Consider the following 20,832-nt stretch of genomic DNA (forward strand, 5'->3'; position numbering starts at 1 on the left):
AAGAGTTGGATGATAATTCACCTACAAAGAATGACATCAAAGATGCGAAGGTTATTGCACAATTAGTGAAAGATGGGAGATACGCTGAACCAAACATTCCGCAAGGAGTTTATGCAGAACTCCGTGGGGCTAAAAAAATTCGCGATCTTCTATCTGTCGACCTTCAAGTGGTGCAGGGACAGATCCATAACTGGATTGATCGGTATTTCCCTGAGTTATTAACGGTGTTTAAAGATTGGGAAGGTAAAGCAGCTCTTCAAATATTGAAACTTAACTTACTTCCACACGAACTTATGGACCTCACAGATCAAGAATTAATGATGCACCTTAGAAAGACAGTCAAACGTGGGGTAGGTTTAGATAAGATGCAGGAATTAAAGCGAGTGGCTGGTTGTTCAGTAGGTGTTCGTCAAGGTTCGGATATGGCTAAATTAGAACTTCATACCTTGTTAGAAAAGTATCAATTGATTCATCAAAAGTTGGAAGAGCTTGAGTCCAGAATGGACTCTTTTCTTGAACAGGTCCCTGGCGTAAAACAAATGCTAGGAATCACAGGCATAGGAAGAGACACTGTGGTTGGGTTCTTTTCAGAGGTCGGAGACCTTAACGGCTACTCTCATCCTCGCCAGATTATAAAGTTAGCAGGCTTGAATTTGAAAGAGAATACTTCAGGAAAACATAAAGGTCAGACGAAAATTACAAAGCGAGGCCGAAAGAAATTGAGAGCCCTTTTGTTTAAAGTCGTCATGCCTCTTGTTGCCAAGAATTCTGCTTTTAAAGCCCTACATGAATACTATACGAAACGACCCAACAATCCTCTGAAAAAGATGCAATCGATGATTGCCTTGTGTAACAAACTGATAAGAATATTGTTTGCCATCGGTAAGAAACAATTTGAGTTTAGTGAAGAGAAGATGTTAAGAGATATTCCTCATATGAAAGAATTACAGCCAGCAGCTTAGTTTTTTTGTAGTCGTAGTTATTTTAGTTATGTAGACATTTGAAGCACGGATTAGTCAGTCAAACCACAATCCTACGGACATTGATCCTGCAGGGCAGCATTACTGACATCCACCTCATGGAAAGGTTGTACGAAGGAATTTTAGAGCATTGACTCTGTGAGACATGGGAGGGTTCACCTCCATGAGATTTGTGGACATCCATAAGTGCACTCATAAATCAGTCATAACCCATTTTTTAACAAACAAGCAATTGGGTGTAAACGGTCAGGCTCTAAAAGTCCATAATTAGACATAAATACAACTTAATACCATTATTCAAATAAGGAATTGATATAGATAACTATGAAATTCTAAGAAAAACAGAGAAATCGTAAGATTATCCTTTATTTATAGAGGGAGGTTAGTGGAAGACTCAGTTTCGAGATATAAAGGTGGAAATTACTTATACTGAAACTTTATAAAGGTCTATTCGTAATTTATACAAGAGGTTTTTGTGGATGAGGGGTAATATGGATTAAACCTAAATAATTGCCCCAGGAAAGGTGCTTACAAATGAGAAGAAGTTACAAATTTTTTATGTTGTTGCTAATTGCATTATTAACACCAGTTTTAATCATTGTTTTTTTATATATACAAGACAAAATGACAGTGAAAGATTATGCGCAAGAATTTTACTCTCATCAACTTCCACAAAATACTAAGATTTTAGATAAAGGGCATAATTTTGGTGTTTTTTATGGAGGAGGTCCTTGGGGAAGTGGAGGGAGACCTACTATGGTTGCTTATATGAAGCTTTCTACTGAACTAAGCGAGAAAGAAGTTTTAGATTATTATAACAATAATAATCTAAGCATTGAAACTCAAAACGGAATTGAAGTTTATTTTAACGAAGGAAGAGAGAAAAAAGAAAAAGAGGGAAAGGTTTGGTATGAAGGAAAATCACCTCTTTATGCAAGCCAAGACGTCAATCAAGACAATCCAATTGATTTAATTATTCAAGTAAGAACGGAATTCAACCCTTCGATGGGAGAATTAGCATCCTTGATTTACTAGAATATCGCTTATATTTACCGAACTTTTTGAACAGATGGATTGCTCAGCATTAAGAATCTATAAGCTTTGTTCTGTAAACAAAGAGCAAGTTTGGAAGTCATAATTTAAAGTACTTTGATACCGAGTCTTCTGTTATAGTGGGCGATTGCTTAATAGCGCAATACATATATAAATTAACAACTTGCAGGAGGTAATAAATTTGAAGATAGAAATTGAAGTTAAAGCGTATGGAGAAGTTGATGTGCAAGGCGCAGAGGATGCTTTTAAGGGTGTTGAGCTAATGGGTGTACATAAACTCCCTAAAGATACAACAATAAGAGAAGTTGAAGCTCTATTATCTGCGCTATTTGATGAAGTAGAAAATAGTTATAAGAACCCAGAGCAATGTGTAGGGAAAATCACAGTTCGTGCAAAAAAGGAAAACGGTGAAATTGTATATTTAGGTTAAATATTGTTGCACTAACGGGGGCAATTCAAGAAGATTGGATTGCGTCCATTGTTCCGTTAAAGGGGGAATTTGTCCAACAAGGAGGCAGTCTTCTTGATCGATTTTAAGCGAACAATAAATTGTAATTAAACATGGAAAGGAGGAGGTTGTTTTCATTGGTATTAATGAATGGACAACAGAAGATATATACATATTTATTTTTACGATAATTCTTATGTTAAACAATATCGCATCTATACTTGAATATAAGAAAAACAAAGAGAACCTCAAAAGTATCAACGAAAGTCAATTAATGTTGCCAAGTAAATGGAAGTTGTTTATGGCAAAGTTAATAGGAGCATTTATTTTTAAGTGGCTTATATATATCATTGCTTCTGTGATTACAGGGAGTTTTTTAGTAATAATCATCTCCTTGATATTAATTACCTTGAGGGTCTATGTTATGTTTCATAGCTTAAACGAGATCCAAGAATCGAAAACTGACTTATATGTTCTAGTTGCGGAAACTGTCTTTGTAGGAGTGTTTATGCTGTATTACTTTGGCTTTAAACAACCAACTTAATAAATTCTAAAGAGTTACCTAAGGATATCTCGATACTGAGTCTTATAAAAACTGGGGCAATTGTTCAATATGGACGATCGTTTTGAATAACGGAGAAGGTTTGTTGAAGAAAATAAGAGGGAGGATAGATTAATGGACAATAGCAATGACCATAAAAACATCCCAGTATGGGCATTTGAAACAATTGAGTTAAAAGAGCCAGACCCTATGTGGAAGGACAAAGGCATTCGGGAGAGAAAAGAACTATACAATTTACTTTCAGCTTTTGGTGTTAAGCAAGTAGAACATATAGGCAGTACAGCAATTCCTAATTTGCCCGCTAAACCAATTATCGACTTAATGGCTTCTATTCCATCATTTAAACTTATCAACAAAATAGTGGAAAACTTATCTTTACACGATTGGCATTATGTACCTCCCGAATTAGACAAACAGCCTTGGAGAAGATTTTTTGTTAAAGTAAAGAACGACAAACGAGTAGCTCATTTACACCTAATGCAAGAAGGAGAAGAACGTTGGGAAAAACAACTTAAATTTCGAAATAAATTAAGAACTAATGCACACCTTGCAGAGGAATACGCTACAATTAAAAGCCAATTAGCACAAGAATTTAATAATGACCGTGAGGGATATACAGAAGCAAAAACAGAATTTATAAATAAGGTGCTATTTAACTAAAGGGTTCGTTAGTTACCATTTCCTACAAAATATCTCGAAATCAAGTCTTCCAGTAATTGGGGCGATTGTTCAATAGAGCATTACCCCTTTCTTACATAAACACAGGCAATATCGTTGTGCTAAAATATTTATTCAAGAACTTATATGGAGGAAAGTTATGAAAATAACTCAACAATGGAATCAAGAAGACAGTAATTATATTCGTAAAAAGGTAATTGAACACAATCTTTCTAAATTACCAGATGAAGTAAAACACCCAGTCAAGAACATTAGCTTTATGCTTCGAAATGAAGAGGAGAAAATTTTAGGTGGCATTACTGGAAGGATTTTTTGGTATAACTTACACATTGAATTCTTATGGGTTGATCAATCTCTTAGAGGAAAAGGCTACGGAAAACAGTTATTAGATAATATAGAGGAAATAGCAAGAGAGAATAGATGCAACCTTATTCAACTAGATACATTTAGCTTTCAAGCCCCAGATTTCTATCAAAAATATGGTTATGAAATAGTAGGTGTAATAGAAGAACATCCCAATAATAATAATCAACAGTATTATCTTTCGAAGAAACTGGCTTATTGAGATATGTAAGTTTAACTAAGGGGGGGTAAAGTTAAAGATTTCCCAAGATATATCTCGAAATCGAGTCTTCCGCTAACGGGAGCTATTGCTCAATATAGTGCTTGCTTTCAACACTTAATGAGGTTAAATTAAATCGAAGCTAAGATAAAGGGGGAATCGTTGTGGGAAGGAAAACTATGAACTTAGTAAAGCTGTTAGTGGGAGTAGTAGTAGGAATTGCGATTTATGAAGGGATAAAAGGATTATTCTTTTAAGTGTACATTTTGTTCTTCCTCCTTCCTTACTTATATTGTAAATGTGATTTTTTAAGTTTTGATAGATTTCACGTAAAGGTTTATTTAAAATTACCGTCCAAAGTGTGATTTTTTTATAAAGAAGTTCGTTCATTGCATAAAATAAGAGCATGTTTTTAAGTTTTGTACATTCCACATTCCTTTTTAGGTATCTTTACTCTGGAGATGCCAAATTTTTGATCTGGCTTTAACTGTTGATTAAGTCGAAGGCAGAAATAGTAAGAATCGACTTCGGTTACTACGTAATAAGGGGAGCCTTTAAAACAAATTACTTTATTCAAAATCATCACTCTTTCTCCTAAATAAAAATTCATTATATGCTGATATCATTCTGTTATGATCTCTATCTTCCCAGGAAGTAGGGTCTTGAATTTATAAACTTTAATTTGATGGGTATAAAGTTATGAAGGTACTGAAGATAAACTACAAATCATTTTATATAGGTACTATTCGTTTTGATCATACTAAACATTATTAATGGAAATCTATACCTTCTACAGAACCTCTATTCAAATGTCATAAAATAACAAATTAAAAAACCACATTTTATTTGATAGCCCACCACTCAACGGATTTAAAAGATAAGTGGGCTGATCCTGATACAATTGTTTCTGATTGGGACTTCGATAAAGCTAAACAAGGATGGGGTCAAGCATATAAGCAGTATCAAGGGAGAAACACTGAATGGATATTTGATGGGGTTCTAACAAAAATCAATAAGTAAAATGGAATGTAGTGGCTGTCGTAGAAAAACAGACAACAAACACAAACGTAAACATCAACGTTTACGTTTGTGTTTGCGTTAACCCACTTAATCAAACAACGAGAAGAAAGATATTAAAATCACAAACATTTACGTAAACGTTTGTGTTATAATGCTATTAAGAAAAAGATGAAGGAGGGAGATTATGGGGACGACCATAAGTTTCGGTATTCAAAAGGGTGGGGTCGGGAAGACCACCACCACAGCAATCTCAAGTTATCTTTTAGCAGAGATGGGGTATCGTGTACTCGCCGTTGACTTTGATAGCCAGGGGAACCTGACAGGCATGCTCACCCAAAGAAATATCTATGACTTTACAGAACACACCGTATTACAAGCCTTAAAAGAGAAGGATCCGATTCCGTACATACACCAAGTGCGTGACAACTTAGATTTGTTACCCGCGGAAGATTTCCTTTCAATCCTGCCACGGTATATCTATAGAGAATACAAAGGTCATCCAACCACATTACTGCGGGAAACCTTAGATGTGGTAAAAGCAGAATATGACTTTATTTTGATCGACCTTCCACCAAACCTGGGAGACCATACCATTAATGGATTAACAGCTTCGGATTATGCAGTCGTTATGCTGCAGTCGGAACCCTTCTGTTATGATGCATTGGATCGATATTTGGAGTTCTTAGCAGGTGCTCAAGAAAATACAAATCCAGATTTGGTTTTAGCTGGTATTCTTACGACAATGTTAGATGCTCGAGCCACCATTGATTCTTCCATATTAGATCAGGCCAAAGACGACTTTGAAGAACTTGTATTTGAATCGGTCATTCGCCGCAGAAGCCGAATCAAAGAGTTTTCTATTGAAGGCATCCAAAACCGTCTGAAAGCTGATCGTGTCGCACTAGCCCCATATGAAAGTTTTATTAAGGAGTTGATCTCTCGTGTCAAAGAAAGACAAGTACAGTAACTTATTAAATAGAAGGAATTCGAGTGCTGAAAAAAATGAGAAACAACTAAATAAAGCGCATGACTCCCTTTTTCAGAAAGAAGAGCCTAAACAGGAGAAGAAAAAGGATGCGCCCCAGAAAAAGAAGAAGTTTGAAGATAAATATAAACGAGCTACCTTTTACATTGAAAATGACATTATCAAGCAGCTAGATAGCCAAGCAGGAAAAGAAAAAGGGGAGAAGACCCGGATTATAAATGAGGCCTTACGCCAATTCCTTTCCTGAACAAACGTAAACGTCTACGTTTACGTTTGTATTGAAAGAAATAGGGAAGGGACCGCTTTAATAAAGAAATGATATTTCTTATTCCTAAGATTTTGTTTTACTGCAGTAAGGGAAAGGGGCCTATTTCATTTCTTTTTTGGTTTTAAATTTTTGGCGGTATCTTAGCAATATATGACACCTTAAGAAGGATCAATAATAGCATCGTTGCGCAAACAGAAGAAATTAAAAAATCACAGGACAGACTACCAAATGAGGATTAACGTATCCTTTTCTATACAAGAAATATAAAGAAGAAACAAACGTAAACGTTTATGTTTACGTTTGTTTCTATTTTGTAGAAAAAGATAGCTGATAAGTTGGAAATATCCACAACCGGGAGGGGGGAATCGTCGACGTTTACGTTTATGTAGCATTGATGTCACCTCAAAATATCGTTTTAAAGAGAACCAATTTTATAAAATGAACTCTATCAATAGGCACTCAATGTTATAATAAAATTTGAGGGTATGATACTCTCAACCCCCAAAGAGAGAGGGGGTGTAAGTGATGGAGCAGATTCTAATTCTTTTTACTGCGTGTGTAAACCTAACAGTGGCTGTCATTAATTTGATCGTCTTGTTAGTATCCTTGCGTAAAAAGAAAAAGAACCCACACCGTCGCAAGCGGTGAAGGTTCCACTATCTGTCACAGGAAAGGGGATTAGTCCCCTTTCCTACCCATTATCTTACGTTTATCATACCCTCTTTATTCAAAAAATGCAAGAAAAGGAGGGCTTAGTCACATATGCTGACATTGGCTTTCATTATTTCTATTGTTGCCTTAATTATATCAATCATAACGTTAAGACTCTTATTGAAGAATCATAAGTAAAAGTGAACTAAGTCCTTTCATGTATTTAAACTACACATTAACTGATGATATCATTATCAGTTTTCCTCTTACCTTGAACACAATAGGTTTAAGGGATGAAGATATGCCTATAGCAATGGCCCATCCTATACCTGGTAATACGATGCCTATAGCAATAGCGCCTGCGGCCACTGTACCACTAAGAATATTAGCGACGGTAGTTTTACTTAACCAAACTTCAACACCCCACCATTTAACCTACATTCTATTATAACGATTATAATCGTATCCACCATACGCCGCTTGCAGTTCCCCAGAATCATTATTTTCAAATGAAGAAGTGCTGTCGAGATCATACTTATGCCCTTCCGCCTCTAATTTCTTTTTTACATCAGTATCATGGATTTCATACATAAAAGTATCTTTGTCAATTTTCTTTAACTTATTGTTTTCTTTTGGGGTAGACTTATCGTTTCATAATTTTCTTTAAACCTATGAAGATAGCAGTTGCCTACCACAGAAATGATAGTAATCCCCTCTGATATTTGTTTAAGGAGAGATCCACAAGAACCACAGGTTTTGAATTAATTCTCTCTTTTATTTCGTTTTTCTATCTCTTTCTTCAGATAAACTTCACACGTTGATCCTTTCCAATATTTCGACCCAGCAATTTCTAAATCAGGGGTTGGAACAATCCCCCTTTTTACATATACATTGATTTTTGATCGATCATATTGAAGACCGTGTTCTTTTAAATACTGAGCAAATTGTGTTTGGTTTTTGTACTCATCGCTTTCTCGAATCACGCTAAAAGTAGGCTTTTTCATTAAATAGGTATCCTCGGAAAAAAAGACATGGATCGCCTGTAAAGCAAGATTCAGCCAGTCGTCGTCCAAGTGCTTATAAATGGATGCTAAATTAAAATTTTCATCGTCTGGTTCTTCAAAAAAACAGACCAGCCGCAAGAATGTTTGCTCAACATCGTTAAACTTCTTTAGAGCTTCATCATCAAGGTTCACATTTTCATTAGTTGGCATTACCTTTTCAAAGGACGACATTTGATTCACAATCAGAGCTGTAGATTTTTTCAACTCAAACACTCCTTTGTTAACATTGTTAACAATATTATACAAAAGTTTGTTGACAATGTTAACAATAATACTCAATTTTATTTCTGCTACGGCAACTCAGCACAAAATTCCTTAATGGGGCACCTACTTCGAGAACTCTTTCACGTAAAATGAAGAGCTATTCTCCAAGCAAGGTTCAGGTCGTAATTTTTGGGAAATTCGCTCAAAAATTCTCCACCTTTTCCCCCTTGCTCTCCGAATTTTGGCAGGGGCAGATAGGTCGCCAAGCCGAACATACCCAAAACGAGGATTCCAGGAACTCGGCTTGAATTAGCCATTGTACCTGCCAAACCGCTAAGCGTATCCGTTCTAGGAGAGATTTGCGAAGGAAGGGGAGATTCCCCCGCTAATTCACCCCGCCTTCACCTCACACCCCAAAACAAGGGGAAACCATGAAGGGTGATCCTATAAGGCGCAGTGATGATTTATAAGAATTATCAGCTTTGTAAATCCACATTTTTTGACGCTACTCCTCCATACCAATTCCTATTTCTTACTTAATCCCTTACGATAAAAAAACCCCCTGCACACAGCCATGCAGGGGGATGGTTTATACATATTCTACACCTAGAATATGGTCACTGGCTTTTTGAGCTTTTTGGGAGGCCTGGACAATCAAGGTGGGATCATCTTTTAATTTCCGTAACCATGATTGAATATAAGAGGCGCTATTATCAATGGTTTGAGTCTCAATGCCCGTCACGCCGCATAACATGGAAGCTCCTAATTCGGCAATCAGTTCTTCTCGGCTGTAGTTCTGACTGCCAAAGCTAATTTCTCCGGTGATCCCTTCTCGATAGAGGCGGTCCTTGTGGCCGGTGCTGTGGACCATTTCGTGAAATAACGTACTGTAATACTCGTGAATGTCCTCAAAATCTTCTTTAGGGGGGACATTGATCCGATCCTCATAAGGAGCATAGTAAGCTCGACCACTCACAAAGCTATAAGAAGGACCATTGAAATACCCCTCTTTGACCCTTTCAGCTTCTTCAATGGGATCATGCTCGAACGTTTCAACGGTTCGTTTGGTTTCTAATCCTTCCACCTGCGAACCCACTTCAAACACTCGATAATACCGAAGCAAAGGGATCTTTTTTTCTTCTTCCGTTTCTTGATCTTCTACGTTAAGTATCTTCCAGAACACCACCATATGAGATGTTTCACCTTTCTTTACCTTGCCTCCAGCTTCTTTGATCTGTTTAAAAGTGGCATATTCTCCACCATCCAGCAGCATTGTATTAATGCCTCGATAGGGTTTTTGTGTTTTCCAATTGACCGCCACGCCATTTCTAAAAGGTTTTCTCCAGGGAACGACGCCCTGCTCCAACTTCTCAATCATTTGGTTCGTAATCATTTCATAGATTTTTTTACTCATGATTCTTCCTCCTTATTTTTCTTTTGGAACGCCGAAACGAAGGTGGTTCCCCAAAAGGGAATGATTTTTCCCTTTTGCTATGGAGAATCTCAAAACGCCCATAAAAAGGTGTCCATAACACCATGGAATACCGTAGCGAAGCGAGGATATGCCGTGAAAGGTTATGGACTCCTTTTTCATCTTCTTGGCTTGCTGCAGGAAAGGTTCGGGTGTCCTGCCTGCTGCAAGGTTAGAAGATGTGGGAGGTTTTACGATTCGGAGGGCAAAAGGAAAAATAAGCAAAATAAAAAAAGCAGACGCAGGTCTGCTTTCCTTTGGGTGAACGTAAGTTTTGTTTTTGAACTTCGACTCGTTCGGGATGGCCGATAGGTAAACGGAACAGGAACGTAGGGAGTGTTGGCGAAGGAATGAGCTTACAATCCCTCGGTATCGGGGCGGTTAATCCCGAAGCGACATATAGGGGCTGACGAAAAGCGTTGGTTGCTTTTGGATCAGCCCCTTATGCCGTCGCCCTAAAAGTTTTTTAGAAATCCGCATCAAAAATACCCTCTGAAATAAAACCATCGGCTTGAAGAAGAAATCGTTTCAAAGAAGAATCCGGTAACGTAGAAACTTTGGAGTGAATATAAATGGGGGAAAACTGAGGACGCTCTTGATCGATCACGACAATCTGCCGGTCTCCATCATCCATGCGATAGGTACAATCGATCGTGTAACGCGAACGACCACTGCGTTCTAACATTAACTCTATTTTCTTATTCATACCATGAACCTCCTTTCTAGGTGGGTATATAAAGAGTTCGACTTTACTCCGATATCTCCTCTCTGATTTCTCTTTTTCTCCTATACTGTACCTCCTAGGACACAAACGTTTACGTAAACGTTTGTGTCCTAGGAGGTACACGGTTTTTTCTGTAAAATACAGTGTATTTGTGTTAGTATGTAAGTACATCATTATGTGAGTATGTATAATATATATATAAGTAAGAAATGATAGAAAGGAGAATAATAAGAAATGAGTGGAATGGCCTTGAGTAAAAAAGAAACTCGTAAGGTAGTACAGACTGGAAACAGTCTTGGAGTGGGGTTACCGAAATCAATTATTGATTCACTAAAAATAAAGCGTGGGGATGAGATCGAATTTGATGTAAAGGATAATCAGATTATCTTAAATAAAAAGAGGAAGTGGGAAGAGGAAGTGGATACGGAAATGTTAGAAATGCTTTCGGAAACCTTTGAAGAACACGACGAAGTTTTCAAAAACCTGAAGGACCGCTAAATGAGGATAGCTTATTTAAGAACCAAAGACGTAGTATTAATCCACTTTATGGTCATGAAAAAGTACGGAGGAGGAGAACAGGCTGGGATCAAAGATCAAGGGTTACTTGAATCAGCTATTTATCGTCCACAACAGACCGCATTTGAAAAAGATGCCTATCCCACAGTTTTTGAGAAAGCTGCAGCATTATTTGAGTCATTGGCTAGAAACCATTGCTTCTACAATGGAAATAAAAGAACAGCCCTGGCTTCGCTTGATATCTTTCTAAAGAAAAACGGCTACAAACTAAAGAAGAATACGCCTGGGAATGAGGAATATACCGTAGTCGTTGCTCAAGGAAAAGGAGGGACGATTACGGATATAACTGGATGGTTAGAAGCCCATACATCAAAGTATCAAAATTAAACCTTCATAACCACAAACGTAAACATCAACGTTTACGTTTGTGGTTATTGTGCCTAATAACGGGGAAGGTGAGCCTTATTGATTTAAAACCTTGAAGTTCGTAAACCAATTAAAAGGGTAACGTATCATCTGCTGCATGGTGAACAGAGGAGGCTACCAATCATTTAAAAACAACACTCTATAAAAAAGTGTTGTTTTTGAGACTTAGATTTGGATTTGGATTGTATCTCTTCTTTCATCAATTGAATTAGCTTCCGGAAAGTCATCGTTATCAGGTTTATGAGGAGGATCCGGGAGGTTCGGAAAACCTGAAATTTCCGGAAGTCCTATGGAAATGGTAAAAGCAAATGCTAACAGGAAATGTGATATTTTCTTTTTCAATATAAAAACTCCTTTATGCTATTTTCGTTAGTACTCTCTAAATATCGCTCATAATAATGAGTTGATTTTTTATATAGCATGTTCTTTTTATAGAGGGTAGCTAAGAGTAAATTCAGCTCCTGATAAAGAGACGGATTATATTTTTGGTAATAAGGAAGGGCCTCCTTTTCTAAAGTCTTAAATAGGGATTTAGTTTCCTGATTTTCCAGCGAAAGAAGCTTCATTATTTTGAACTTGTAATAAAAAGCGTAATTATTTTCTTCTTCCGAAAGTTTAATCCCTTTCTTTATGTATTCCAATTGTAGTTCTAGTTGGTTGTTCTTTTTAAAAACATAAGCTAATACATACATACTGCTTAAACGTTCTTTAGGGGATTTCTTATGTTCTAGAGCCTTTTTTAAATATTGAGTAGCTAGGTCATATTCTCTTTTTAATGAGTAGGTGTAACCTAGGTTGTGATAGATCTTCCCTAAATATTTCTGATCGTTTATAGGGGCACTAATAGTAAGTAATTTTAAAAATTGTTTTTCCGCTAGTGAATGTTTTTCTATTCGGTTGTAGTTGATTCCAATAAGTATATTACAATCTAAAATTCTCTGAAAATGCAATTGATTATTGTAAATGTCCAAAGCCTTTTTCGTATAAAATATGGAATCATTAATATTCATTAACTGAGCATTAACTAATCCTAGCTGATAATTTATGTTAGCTTGAGCTTGCTCGAGGTCAATTTCATTCATGATTTCTTTTGCTTTCTTATAGGAGTTTAAACTGTCCAGTGGTGAGCCAAATAAATACTGATACAATCCATAGGAATTAAAGAACCAAAACCTAAATTCTTTAGATAAGTAACTCAAGTTTTGCTTTGCTTCATCTAATTTTTCCATAGCTTTTCGTTCGTCTCTTTGGTATAGGAAGTATTGAGCTAAAATTAGTTTATATCCAATTTGTAAATTAGGATCAATCTTATCCTTAATCTTTTCTTGAATTTCTCCCAACCGACACGAAATCTCATGTAGATTAATTCGATCTACGATTCCATAGTAAACATCTTTCATTAGGTTTATTAAGCCCTGGTTATTGTCCCCCTTTAATCCTAAGGGTTCTAAATCCAGCTTTTTGCAAATATGGGATAGAATATCTTGTTTAGGCTTTATGGTGTTATTTTCAACTTTACTTATGTAAGTGATAGAACATATTCCATCAGCCAGTTGCTCTTGAGTTAATCCTAATTCCTTTCTTTTATACCGTATGAATTTTCCCACAAACATGTTAAATCCTCCTCTATATTGAAAAAATATAGAAAGCAAACGCATCTATACCATTTTTTTCAATACATGGATATTTTAACATTGGCTCTATAAACGAGTATAGAAAATCTGAGAAAAAAGACTTTCTTTACATAATAACATGGATGTGGATGAAAATTTCCGGCTTCTTTTCCGGTCGAAGAAGTTAAAATGGGAGAAGAAAACACTCTTTGTAGTAAATTACATGACTTTTCGCCTCGAATCCTCCTTGAGTTTAAACGAATAAGCTTTCACTACAAGGCCTACTCTTGTTTGGACATTATGTCTTTTCATCATCTTGGAAATATGATACTCAATATTTCTTTGGGAATAATTAAGAGTAAGGGCTATTTCTTTGTTAGAGGCTTCTAAGGCAATCATGTCTAAAATTCTTTCTTCAATTGGAGAGAATCTAGCATCTAATCCTTTTCCCATGTAATCGCTCCTCTATTAGTTTCGTTATTACAATGGTAACAGACAAAATTATCTACTTGTATTGAAAAAATTGTAATATAATCACGCTTTAAGGCCCCTATTTTGATGAAATTTTCCGAATATATAAAAAAAAACGAAAATCCTCAGATTTTCGAATCAGTTCTTCACCATTATACTGTTGTTAGAAGATGTCACCTTTTTTCTTTTCTTGAAGTCGGAAAATTGATACCGTACTAGACACGTAACTATAAATAAAACTCCTCCCAATGCTAATTGGCCAATATAATTCAAAGAGGATAGAAAAAGCACCTCTATCGTTAAACCGACCACAAGAAAGCTAATAAAGAGGGCAATCTTGGTTTTCTTCGTGACTTTGTATATATAAAAGCTTTCTAACAAGAGACCTAACATTAAAAAGGTAAAGAAAGCAATATACCCCGTTAAAATATGGTTCAGAGGAGCCCCTTCAACTATGGTATATAACCATAGCAAGAAGTTAAAATTCATAAACAAAAAGAAACTGTTTACAATATCCCAGGCTTTTCTCTCTGTTTTAAGACTGAGGGGTAAGAAGTCCATTCTATTTTTTTCGTTAAAATTGTAATCCATTTTCACATTACTAATATTCAAGAAGTTAATAATGAATCCAATATACAAAATATCAAAAAGAATATCTGTATCCTGGCCAATGGACGAGGAAGAGAAAAAGCTTTTACTGATAATAAGAAAAACTAAAACAGTCGTATTCATTCGAAGAATAGCGCTTAAGTAGTCAACATCCCTAAATAATTTAGTAAAAGTAATTTTAATCAACGTTTGAAAGTGCTTATTTGCCTTAAAAACTAAGCTGAATATATGAGAGAGCGAGGCTGTATAGTTATTAAATTTAGGGAAATTAAAGTTACTTTGATTATCCCTTAAAAGGCTTCTTAAAATAAACTTGTAGGTTCCTAAGGAAATGAATAAAAAGATAGTAATGAGTGAAAGAATCAACTGTATAGATAAGGAAACTTCCATTTGAGCTCTTAAACTAAGTAAGTCACTGAATGATATATAGGCGATAAAAGCTACAATTAAAAAGATAAAACTCCAATAAGGAAGTTTTAATTCGCGCGTTTTCATCCAAACAATAAAGAACTCGAAATACGTTCTGAAAAACTTGATACAGGTGCTAAGAAACAATAAAAGTAAAATATTTGAAACTGGTGTGTCAATCGTCAGTAAGAATATGATTATAATGGCGATTTCCAGGCCAAATTCCCATGTGAATCCACTTAAAATAAAGTGAAAGAAGAATAATTGATTTTCCTTAATGGGGACAGTCTTTGAAAAACTTATGATGCTGGTAGTGCTTTCATACAAAGTGATAAAAACAAATAATAGCAACAATTCCAATACTACATATATCCCTAAATAAAAGGATATGAAAGTATCGCTAGAAACATTAAAAACATAAAAAACGCTATAGAGAATAATGATCCATAAAACAAAATAAAATAAAAATTTCCCCAAAATCATTTTGGGGGTGTTTGGAGGCGATTCAGTATAAATGCTATGTAGTTTACTATAGGATTTAAACTTCATATTGATCAACTTCTCTTTTTGTAGTTTGATGAGGACTAACAAGCTTACCCTCTTTTAATATGTAAATTACATCAGAAATATCTTTTACATAATCAATGATATGACTGGTAAATAAGGTCACTTTCCCTTGCATTTTTCTCTCTTCAAAGAGTTGTTTCACCCACTCTACTGCGTCAAAATCTAAACCTTCAAAGATTTCATCACAAACCAGCACTTCTGGTTGGAATAACAAGCTCCCTACTAATTGAACCTTCTTTTTACTACCGAATGATAAGGATTTAAAGGAAGTCTGAAGATCCTTAATAAGATTTAATTCTTTCATATATTTAGTATACATTTCCTCGCCCAATTCAGGTTGAAGATCATAAATCGAAATGATCAAATCAAAGTACTCTTTAGGGGTTAACTTTTCTAGATGAAGCTGATGATCAGATGAAATGAAGGCCGTATTTTTACGAACGAAGATTTGGTCTTTATTAGAATGACCTAATAAGTTAATTTCTCCCTTATCAGCATCCATGTAGTTGAGAAGGCAATTTAGAAAGACACTTTTTCCCGTTCCATTATTTCCTATGACAGCTACAATGGAGGGCGTGTCTACTTCTAGATCGAGGTATTCTAAAATTCTCTTACTCCCAAAACTTTTCATTAAACCCTGTACTTTTATGTATGTCATTGGACAACTTCCTCTAATTTTTAGCTATATTCTTTCATAGTCATTTCATTATATCAAGTGAACAATGGAAAAGATAAGCATGGCGCTGATTTTAAACCATTATTTTAGATAAAATAAAAAATTTATAGTAATCCTGCAGCTTCTAAAGCAGCTTTGATCGCTTCAAGTGCTGTATAGTTACCAGCTAACCATTTAGCAAATGACCAAAGTCCACCTTCCCATGCTTCTTTGGCAGCATTATAGTATTTATATGCTCCATTCTTAATGGCAGTCCACGCTTTACTTCCGTATTTTGCTATCGCTTTACCAATCTTCAGTGCTAAACTAAACATTTTAAATCACCTCTAAGTAAATTTTTTTGCGCCATGCCTTATCTGAATCTCATATTACATTGAAAATTAAGAAAATAAAGGAAATTAAAGGGTTTTTGTGGAAATCCGTAATAATTGAAACCTGCTTTTGATTATGTAAATAAACGAAAAAAACATGTTCAGAAAGGTTCTGAACATGTTGGTATATTAAGTAGAGGCTTTACGCTGCTTCCTTAAAATTGCAGTGATTATAAATAAGGCACCTGCTGTAATAATTAAAGTAAGCTTCCACTCTTGTAGTACTTCCCACCCTATCGATGAAGCAATTAGGCCTACTACTGATAATAGAAACAGGAGCTCTAATATGAAAATGATCCCTTTCATGTTCAATCCTCCTCCGTTTTATGAATACATTAATTTTCAACTGATCTATAGTACCTTAAATGGCGACTTTCTTCTCTAAGAACACCTCTTCCAATGAAGGTTCAATCACGTTTACCTCAAATACATCCACCTTTCTTTGCATCAGTGTTCTGAGTATGACAGGGATCTCACTTTCATTTTCAATTTCAACGGTTAAATAGTTGCTCTCCCAATGAAATTTTCCAAAGTTAGCTTCTAAAAATGAAGAGATTTCTTTTTCAACATGATCTTTTATAACTTCTTGTACTCTAACCTTAACCAATAAAGAATTGGTATGGTTGCTCTTGATTTCTTGTAATGTCCCTTGTGAACGAATTTCCCCGTTACTCATGATAGCAATTCTGGAACATATCTCCTCAACTTCATTTAAATTGTGAGAAGTCATAAAAATCGTACGGCCTTCGCTATTCAGTTTTTTTATTAACTGTTTGATTTGTATAGCAGATTCAGCATCTACCCCAGAAGTTGGTTCGTCTAAAAAAAGCAATTCAGGTTTATTTATAATCGCTTGAGCAATCCCTAATTTCTTTTTCATTCCGAAAGAGAATTTCCCTACTTTTTGTTTTTCATTGCCTGTTAACCCTACGACTTCTAAAGTCTCCATGAGATAATTTTTCGAGGGCCGCAACCCTTGAATGTTACTGTAGAATTTCAAGTGATCAATGGCAGACATAGAATCATAAAATGTGGAGTAATCAGGTAGTACCCCTATTCTTTTCTTTACTAGATTCACGTTGGCTTCCCCTAATAATTCGAATGAACCAGAAGTAGGGAGAATAATCCCTGTGATCATATTGATAAACGTACTTTTTCCTGCACCATTACGCCCCAGAAATCCATAAATCTCCTTTTCATTGACTTCCAGAGAGATTTCATTGACAACCTTCTTATGGTTATAAGATTTTGTTAGATTATTGGTTTTTATAATAGCCATTACAAATCCCTCTTTTCAAATAAAATGGTGGAAGTTCCAAAAATCAGAAGGGATAAAACCACTACGATTGATAAATACCCTACGCTTAAGTCCATATAATAGTAAGGTGTGAGGTATTTAATCCATTGGATAAGGAGGTTATCCCAGAAAATTGTTGCAAAGCTTGCTACAGGTAAAACAAGAGACACTAATAACCCTATAAATAGAGATTGGGATCCTTTTTTACTTAACGTTGAGACCAACATGGAAATAGCGATGCCGTAAAATAGGAAAACGATACATTGCAGAAAAGTTTTTATAAAAAACATTTTTGCTATAAGTGAAATGACACTCACAGAAAGCAACACAACAATTGCCCAAAACAGTGTAATTCCAATAGCTTTTCCTAGAAGGATGTTTCTCCGAGAAGTTTTCGTAACTAAAAATCTCATGGTCCGGTTCTGACTCTCTTTACTTATAGCATCATGGGAGAGGATAAATACAAATAAAATTCCAAAGAAAATCACCCCGACGGACAAACCACCCGTATATGCACTTTCTTTACTAACCCCTCCCACCAATTCTCCATTTTCTTGAGCTAAGTAAGCAAACAGTAAAGAAATTCCTGTAATAAACAAAGTAATGATGATGGATCGAATGCCTTTAGTTAACCCTTTTAATTCTTGTAAAGATATAGCCCACATGAATATTCCCCCTTCACCTAAAATGTACCATGGTAAGATTTACACAACCTGTAATTTAGATTAACATTACATTAATTACAAAAAGAGGTGGTAAATGGTGTCCCTTGATATCCAGCCCAACATTTTAATTGTGGACGATGACGAAGATATATTAAGTATGCTTCATCTTACCTTTAAAAAAGAAAAATTCACGAATATTACTTTATGTACCAATGCGGAAGAAGGGCTTGAATTAGTGAAGACTTCCAATTTTAACTTGATACTCTTGGATGTAATGCTGCCAGGGAAATCAGGATTTGAGATCTTACCCTCTATAAGAGATTGTTCGGATGCCCCCGTTTTCTTTCTTACAGCTAAGGATACCGATTTTGATAAATTAACAGGTTTTGCTTTCGGGGCCGACGATTATATAACAAAACCTTTCAATCCCTTAGAGGTTGTAGCTAGATCTAAAGCAATTTTGAAACGCACGATACATGCGAAACCTACCAAAAACGAAGCAGAAGAAAAAATAGATTTTGGTTATTTCAGAGTGGATAAAAGGGCCGCTGAACTCATAGTAGATGGAGAAACTAAAGAATGTTCCGCCCAATTGTTTCAGCTTCTTGTATTTTTTTGTGAGCATGCGGGCCGAGTGTTAACAAGAGAGCAGATTTACGAACATGTTTGGGGAAGTAAAGGAAGCTTTATAGATGATAATACAATTATTGTACATATTCACAAATTAAGAGAAAAAATTGAACCTACTCCTTCGAAACCCGTGTTTCTTAAGACGGTCAGAGGACTAGGGTATAAGATGGTGAAAGCAGAATAATATGCGAAACAAGTTGACGTCACAATTCATTTTTCAGCATATATTTTTCTTGATTTTATGTATTATTCTTATTGGAGTTTTCTTCTTCTATCTCTACCAAACGTTAACCCAACAAGAGTATAATTCGGATTTCACCCGAGCAAATAACGATTATATTGAAAGTAATATCACCATAGGAAATCAAGTGGAATTTAGTGAAAAGATAAAAGAAAACATTAGACAAAATAATGGCTGGCTTCAGGTCATTAATGTGGATGATGGGAGAGTGGTGAACTCTTTAGAAACGTCCGATAATGTACAAGCTCTCTATTCTATGTCTGATTTGGTTAATATTAAGTCGGGGGATTTCCAATCTTCTTACAAATATAAGTATTGGATGTTAAATGAAAACCTAATGACTTTATACGGTTACCCCTCAACAAGCGAGCAACTTTTAGACGAAGTTGGAAATGAAGAAGTACTAAGTTCTTCTTCTTTCCAAGAAAAACTCCAAAAACAAGAGGGTTGGTATTTGATCTATAATGAAACAGGGGATGTGGAAGACCGTTATAATGACCCTCAAAATATAAGTAAAGGGGTGGTTTTTAGCGATAAAACCCCAGTCAGTAACAATGACTATGATATCGCAACTACCCACCTTTCAGATAATAAAATTCTTGTATTAGGAGTTCCTAGTGAAAGTTTACATACAGCTAAGTCCTTAGATAACGAACTTGGAGTCTCCGTCCTCGTTAATTTAGGGATTTTACTACTATGCGTAATAATCAGCTTGGTATTACTGTCTTATTATCACGCTCGACGATGGGGAATCCCGATTATATATATGTTAGATTGGATTGAAAATTTAGCGAATAATCAGTTAGAAAAGCCCCTTGATTTATACAGGACAAATAAACGAGGGAAAATACGTTTTCCACGTGTCTTTTCGACGATCCATGAATCTTTGGGGACTCTAACTCACAAGCTGCAAGAGAACAAAAGACATAACGAAAAATTAATACAAATGAGAGAAGATTGGATTGCCGGATTATCGCACGATTTAAAGACTCCTTTAAGCTCTATGGTCGGATATGCTGTGTTATTGAAATCCCCTAATTACGAATGGTCTGCTTCGGAAATACAGACCATAGGAAATTCCCTTCATAGCAAAGGCACGTACATTCAATCATTAATCGAAGATCTTAGCTTAACTTATCGATTAAAGTATGATTCTCTCCCATTGCAGAAAGAGAATCTAGAAGTGGCTTCACTTCTAAAGGAAATTATAATTGAGTTCTTGAATCATCCAGACTACTCTAGCTATAATGTCGAGTTTTCAGATGAAACAGAGAATCCGATCATTTTCCCAATGGATGCAAAGTGGTTTAAAAGGATTATCGGTAACTTACTGGCTAATGCCGTTAAACATAACGAAACGACCACAAAAATAATGGTAAAGTTATATTCTGAGAAAAAGGAATTTCATATTTCAGTAGAAGATAATGGGGTAGGAATGGATGAGGTAACTGTTGAAAACTTGTTCACTAAATACTATAGGGGCACTTCTACTACAATTAACCAGGAAGGATCCGGTTTAGGGTTAGCGATCACAAAACAACTAGTAGAAGCTCATAATGGAAAAATAGAAGTAATTAGTAAAAAAGGGGTAGGAACAAGAATTAAATTAACTTTCAGCCTCCTTGTCTCATAATACGGTTCTTTACAAACGTAAACATCAACGTTTACGTTT

24 protein-coding genes are annotated in these 20,832 nt (G+C 35.6%); 12 read left to right on the forward strand and 12 right to left on the reverse strand.

What is annotated here, in order from left to right:
- The 8 genes from LF822_RS22065 to LF822_RS22100 form a co-directional block, all read left to right on the forward strand.
- The coding region (locus LF822_RS22065; RefSeq protein ID WP_253926246.1) for a transposase at window positions 1–962 on the forward strand (962 nt) is incomplete at its 5' end.
- 552 nt (window positions 963–1,514) lie between these two features.
- Window positions 1,515–2,015, forward strand: coding sequence for a hypothetical protein (locus LF822_RS22070; protein ID WP_253926247.1), 501 nt, complete (start codon window positions 1,515–1,517; stop codon window positions 2,013–2,015).
- 199 nt (window positions 2,016–2,214) lie between these two features.
- Entirely contained in the window at window positions 2,215–2,463 is a 249-nt protein-coding gene (locus tag LF822_RS22075) for a hypothetical protein (protein WP_253926248.1), read from the forward strand.
- Between the two features lie 694 nt (window positions 2,464–3,157).
- Window positions 3,158–3,703, forward strand: a complete 546-nt coding sequence (locus tag LF822_RS22080; protein ID WP_253926249.1) for a GrpB family protein — start codon at window positions 3,158–3,160, stop codon at window positions 3,701–3,703.
- A 157-nt stretch (window positions 3,704–3,860) separates the two neighbouring features.
- Window positions 3,861–4,286, forward strand: a complete 426-nt coding sequence (locus LF822_RS22085; protein ID WP_253926250.1) for a GNAT family N-acetyltransferase — start codon at window positions 3,861–3,863, stop codon at window positions 4,284–4,286.
- Between the two features lie 1,201 nt (window positions 4,287–5,487).
- Window positions 5,488–6,270, forward strand: coding sequence for a ParA family protein (locus LF822_RS22090; protein WP_253926251.1), 783 nt, complete (start codon window positions 5,488–5,490; stop codon window positions 6,268–6,270).
- Window positions 6,245–6,535 carry a hypothetical protein gene (locus LF822_RS22095; RefSeq protein ID WP_253926252.1) on the forward strand — a complete coding sequence of 97 codons (291 nt, stop codon included), beginning with the start codon at window positions 6,245–6,247 and terminating at the stop codon, window positions 6,533–6,535. Before LF822_RS22090 ends, LF822_RS22095 begins: the two co-directional genes overlap by 26 nt.
- Window positions 6,536–7,508: 973 nt before the next feature.
- Complete coding sequence (locus LF822_RS22100) at window positions 7,509–7,658, forward strand: hypothetical protein (RefSeq protein ID WP_253926253.1); 150 nt, start codon at window positions 7,509–7,511, stop codon at window positions 7,656–7,658.
- Between the two features lie 310 nt (window positions 7,659–7,968).
- Here the strand turns inward: LF822_RS22100 and LF822_RS22105 are convergent, their stop codons facing one another.
- From LF822_RS22105 to LF822_RS22115, 3 genes are all read right to left on the reverse strand, one after another.
- A complete protein-coding gene (locus tag LF822_RS22105; RefSeq protein WP_253926254.1) occupies window positions 7,969–8,475 on the reverse strand; it encodes a hypothetical protein in 507 nt (168 codons plus the stop codon).
- 589 nt (window positions 8,476–9,064) lie between these two features.
- Window positions 9,065–9,889, reverse strand: coding sequence for an ArdC family protein (locus LF822_RS22110; protein WP_253926255.1), 825 nt, complete (start codon window positions 9,887–9,889; stop codon window positions 9,065–9,067).
- 523 nt (window positions 9,890–10,412) lie between these two features.
- Window positions 10,413–10,652, reverse strand: coding sequence for a hypothetical protein (locus LF822_RS22115; protein ID WP_253926256.1), 240 nt, complete (start codon window positions 10,650–10,652; stop codon window positions 10,413–10,415).
- A gap of 252 nt (window positions 10,653–10,904) precedes the next feature.
- On the opposite strand from LF822_RS22115, the gene LF822_RS22120 reads away from it, so the two are divergent.
- Both LF822_RS22120 and LF822_RS22125 read left to right on the forward strand, forming a co-directional pair.
- The gene (locus LF822_RS22120; RefSeq protein ID WP_253926257.1) at window positions 10,905–11,168 is read left to right on the forward strand and encodes an AbrB/MazE/SpoVT family DNA-binding domain-containing protein; all 264 of its coding nucleotides are present in this window, start codon (window positions 10,905–10,907) and stop codon (window positions 11,166–11,168) included.
- Window positions 11,169–11,573 (forward strand): type II toxin-antitoxin system death-on-curing family toxin, encoded by a 405-nt coding sequence (locus LF822_RS22125; protein ID WP_253926258.1) that lies wholly within the window; start codon window positions 11,169–11,171, stop codon window positions 11,571–11,573.
- A 204-nt stretch (window positions 11,574–11,777) separates the two neighbouring features.
- Here LF822_RS22125 and LF822_RS22130 read toward each other — a convergent pair whose 3' ends face one another.
- From LF822_RS22130 to LF822_RS22170, 9 genes are all read right to left on the reverse strand, one after another.
- Entirely contained in the window at window positions 11,778–11,954 is a 177-nt protein-coding gene (locus tag LF822_RS22130) for a hypothetical protein (RefSeq protein WP_253926259.1), read from the reverse strand.
- Entirely contained in the window at window positions 11,951–13,225 is a 1,275-nt protein-coding gene (locus LF822_RS22135; protein ID WP_253926260.1) for a helix-turn-helix domain-containing protein, read from the reverse strand. The genes LF822_RS22130 and LF822_RS22135 overlap by 4 nt, the downstream gene beginning before the upstream one ends.
- Before the next feature lie 219 nt (window positions 13,226–13,444).
- The gene (locus LF822_RS22140) at window positions 13,445–13,678 is read right to left on the reverse strand and encodes a response regulator transcription factor (RefSeq protein ID WP_253926261.1); all 234 of its coding nucleotides are present in this window, start codon (window positions 13,676–13,678) and stop codon (window positions 13,445–13,447) included.
- 156 nt (window positions 13,679–13,834) lie between these two features.
- The gene (locus tag LF822_RS22145; protein ID WP_253926262.1) at window positions 13,835–15,262 is read right to left on the reverse strand and encodes a hypothetical protein; all 1,428 of its coding nucleotides are present in this window, start codon (window positions 15,260–15,262) and stop codon (window positions 13,835–13,837) included.
- Entirely contained in the window at window positions 15,252–15,938 is a 687-nt protein-coding gene (locus LF822_RS22150; protein WP_253926263.1) for an ATP-binding cassette domain-containing protein, read from the reverse strand. The genes LF822_RS22145 and LF822_RS22150 overlap by 11 nt, the downstream gene beginning before the upstream one ends.
- Window positions 15,939–16,060: 122 nt before the next feature.
- Window positions 16,061–16,270: a hypothetical protein gene (locus tag LF822_RS22155; RefSeq protein ID WP_253926264.1), complete on the reverse strand. Its 210-nt coding sequence runs from the start codon at window positions 16,268–16,270 to the stop codon at window positions 16,061–16,063.
- Between the two features lie 186 nt (window positions 16,271–16,456).
- A complete protein-coding gene (locus tag LF822_RS22160; RefSeq protein ID WP_253926265.1) occupies window positions 16,457–16,633 on the reverse strand; it encodes a hypothetical protein in 177 nt (58 codons plus the stop codon).
- A gap of 55 nt (window positions 16,634–16,688) precedes the next feature.
- A complete protein-coding gene (locus LF822_RS22165) occupies window positions 16,689–17,606 on the reverse strand; it encodes an ABC transporter ATP-binding protein (protein ID WP_253926266.1) in 918 nt (305 codons plus the stop codon).
- The gene (locus LF822_RS22170; protein ID WP_253926267.1) at window positions 17,606–18,289 is read right to left on the reverse strand and encodes an ABC transporter permease; all 684 of its coding nucleotides are present in this window, start codon (window positions 18,287–18,289) and stop codon (window positions 17,606–17,608) included. The genes LF822_RS22165 and LF822_RS22170 overlap by 1 nt, the downstream gene beginning before the upstream one ends.
- A gap of 94 nt (window positions 18,290–18,383) precedes the next feature.
- Here LF822_RS22170 and LF822_RS22175 point away from each other — a divergent pair, with 94 nt between their 5' ends.
- Complete coding sequence (locus LF822_RS22175) at window positions 18,384–19,103, forward strand: response regulator transcription factor (RefSeq protein ID WP_253926268.1); 720 nt, start codon at window positions 18,384–18,386, stop codon at window positions 19,101–19,103.
- Window position 19,104: 1 nt separating this feature from the next.
- The gene (locus LF822_RS22180; RefSeq protein WP_253926269.1) at window positions 19,105–20,793 is read left to right on the forward strand and encodes a sensor histidine kinase; all 1,689 of its coding nucleotides are present in this window, start codon (window positions 19,105–19,107) and stop codon (window positions 20,791–20,793) included.
- The last annotated feature ends 39 nt before the right edge of the window (window positions 20,794–20,832 follow it).

Origin of the sequence: Halobacillus sp. A5, assembly GCF_024189315.1 — a bacterium.
GTDB lineage: Bacteria > Bacillota > Bacilli > Bacillales > Halobacillaceae > Halobacillus_A.

Bases quoted from the DNA above. Each gene is read 5' to 3' on its own strand.
- LF822_RS22085 (WP_253926250.1), top strand. From the start codon at position 3,861: ATGAAAATAACTCAACAATGGAATCAAGAAGACAGTAATTATATTCGT.
- LF822_RS22165 (WP_253926266.1), bottom strand. From the start codon at position 17,606: ATGGCTATTATAAAAACCAATAATCTAACAAAATCTTATAACCATAAG.
- LF822_RS22125 (WP_253926258.1), top strand. From the start codon at position 11,169: ATGAGGATAGCTTATTTAAGAACCAAAGACGTAGTATTAATCCACTTT.
- LF822_RS22140 (WP_253926261.1), bottom strand. From the start codon at position 13,678: ATGGGAAAAGGATTAGATGCTAGATTCTCTCCAATTGAAGAAAGAATT.
- LF822_RS22145 (WP_253926262.1), bottom strand. From the start codon at position 15,262: ATGAAGTTTAAATCCTATAGTAAACTACATAGCATTTATACTGAATCG.
- LF822_RS22115 (WP_253926256.1), bottom strand. From the start codon at position 10,652: ATGAATAAGAAAATAGAGTTAATGTTAGAACGCAGTGGTCGTTCGCGT.
- LF822_RS22090 (WP_253926251.1), top strand. From the start codon at position 5,488: ATGGGGACGACCATAAGTTTCGGTATTCAAAAGGGTGGGGTCGGGAAG.
- LF822_RS22120 (WP_253926257.1), top strand. From the start codon at position 10,905: ATGAGTGGAATGGCCTTGAGTAAAAAAGAAACTCGTAAGGTAGTACAG.
- LF822_RS22150 (WP_253926263.1), bottom strand. From the start codon at position 15,938: ATGACATACATAAAAGTACAGGGTTTAATGAAAAGTTTTGGGAGTAAG.
- LF822_RS22175 (WP_253926268.1), top strand. From the start codon at position 18,384: ATGGTGTCCCTTGATATCCAGCCCAACATTTTAATTGTGGACGATGAC.
- LF822_RS22135 (WP_253926260.1), bottom strand. From the start codon at position 13,225: ATGTTTGTGGGAAAATTCATACGGTATAAAAGAAAGGAATTAGGATTA.
- LF822_RS22170 (WP_253926267.1), bottom strand. From the start codon at position 18,289: ATGTGGGCTATATCTTTACAAGAATTAAAAGGGTTAACTAAAGGCATT.
- LF822_RS22110 (WP_253926255.1), bottom strand. From the start codon at position 9,889: ATGAGTAAAAAAATCTATGAAATGATTACGAACCAAATGATTGAGAAG.
- LF822_RS22100 (WP_253926253.1), top strand. From the start codon at position 7,509: ATGCCTATAGCAATGGCCCATCCTATACCTGGTAATACGATGCCTATA.
- LF822_RS22180 (WP_253926269.1), top strand. From the start codon at position 19,105: ATGCGAAACAAGTTGACGTCACAATTCATTTTTCAGCATATATTTTTC.
- LF822_RS22155 (WP_253926264.1), bottom strand. From the start codon at position 16,270: ATGTTTAGTTTAGCACTGAAGATTGGTAAAGCGATAGCAAAATACGGA.
- LF822_RS22160 (WP_253926265.1), bottom strand. From the start codon at position 16,633: ATGAAAGGGATCATTTTCATATTAGAGCTCCTGTTTCTATTATCAGTA.
- LF822_RS22070 (WP_253926247.1), top strand. From the start codon at position 1,515: ATGAGAAGAAGTTACAAATTTTTTATGTTGTTGCTAATTGCATTATTA.
- LF822_RS22080 (WP_253926249.1), top strand. From the start codon at position 3,158: ATGGACAATAGCAATGACCATAAAAACATCCCAGTATGGGCATTTGAA.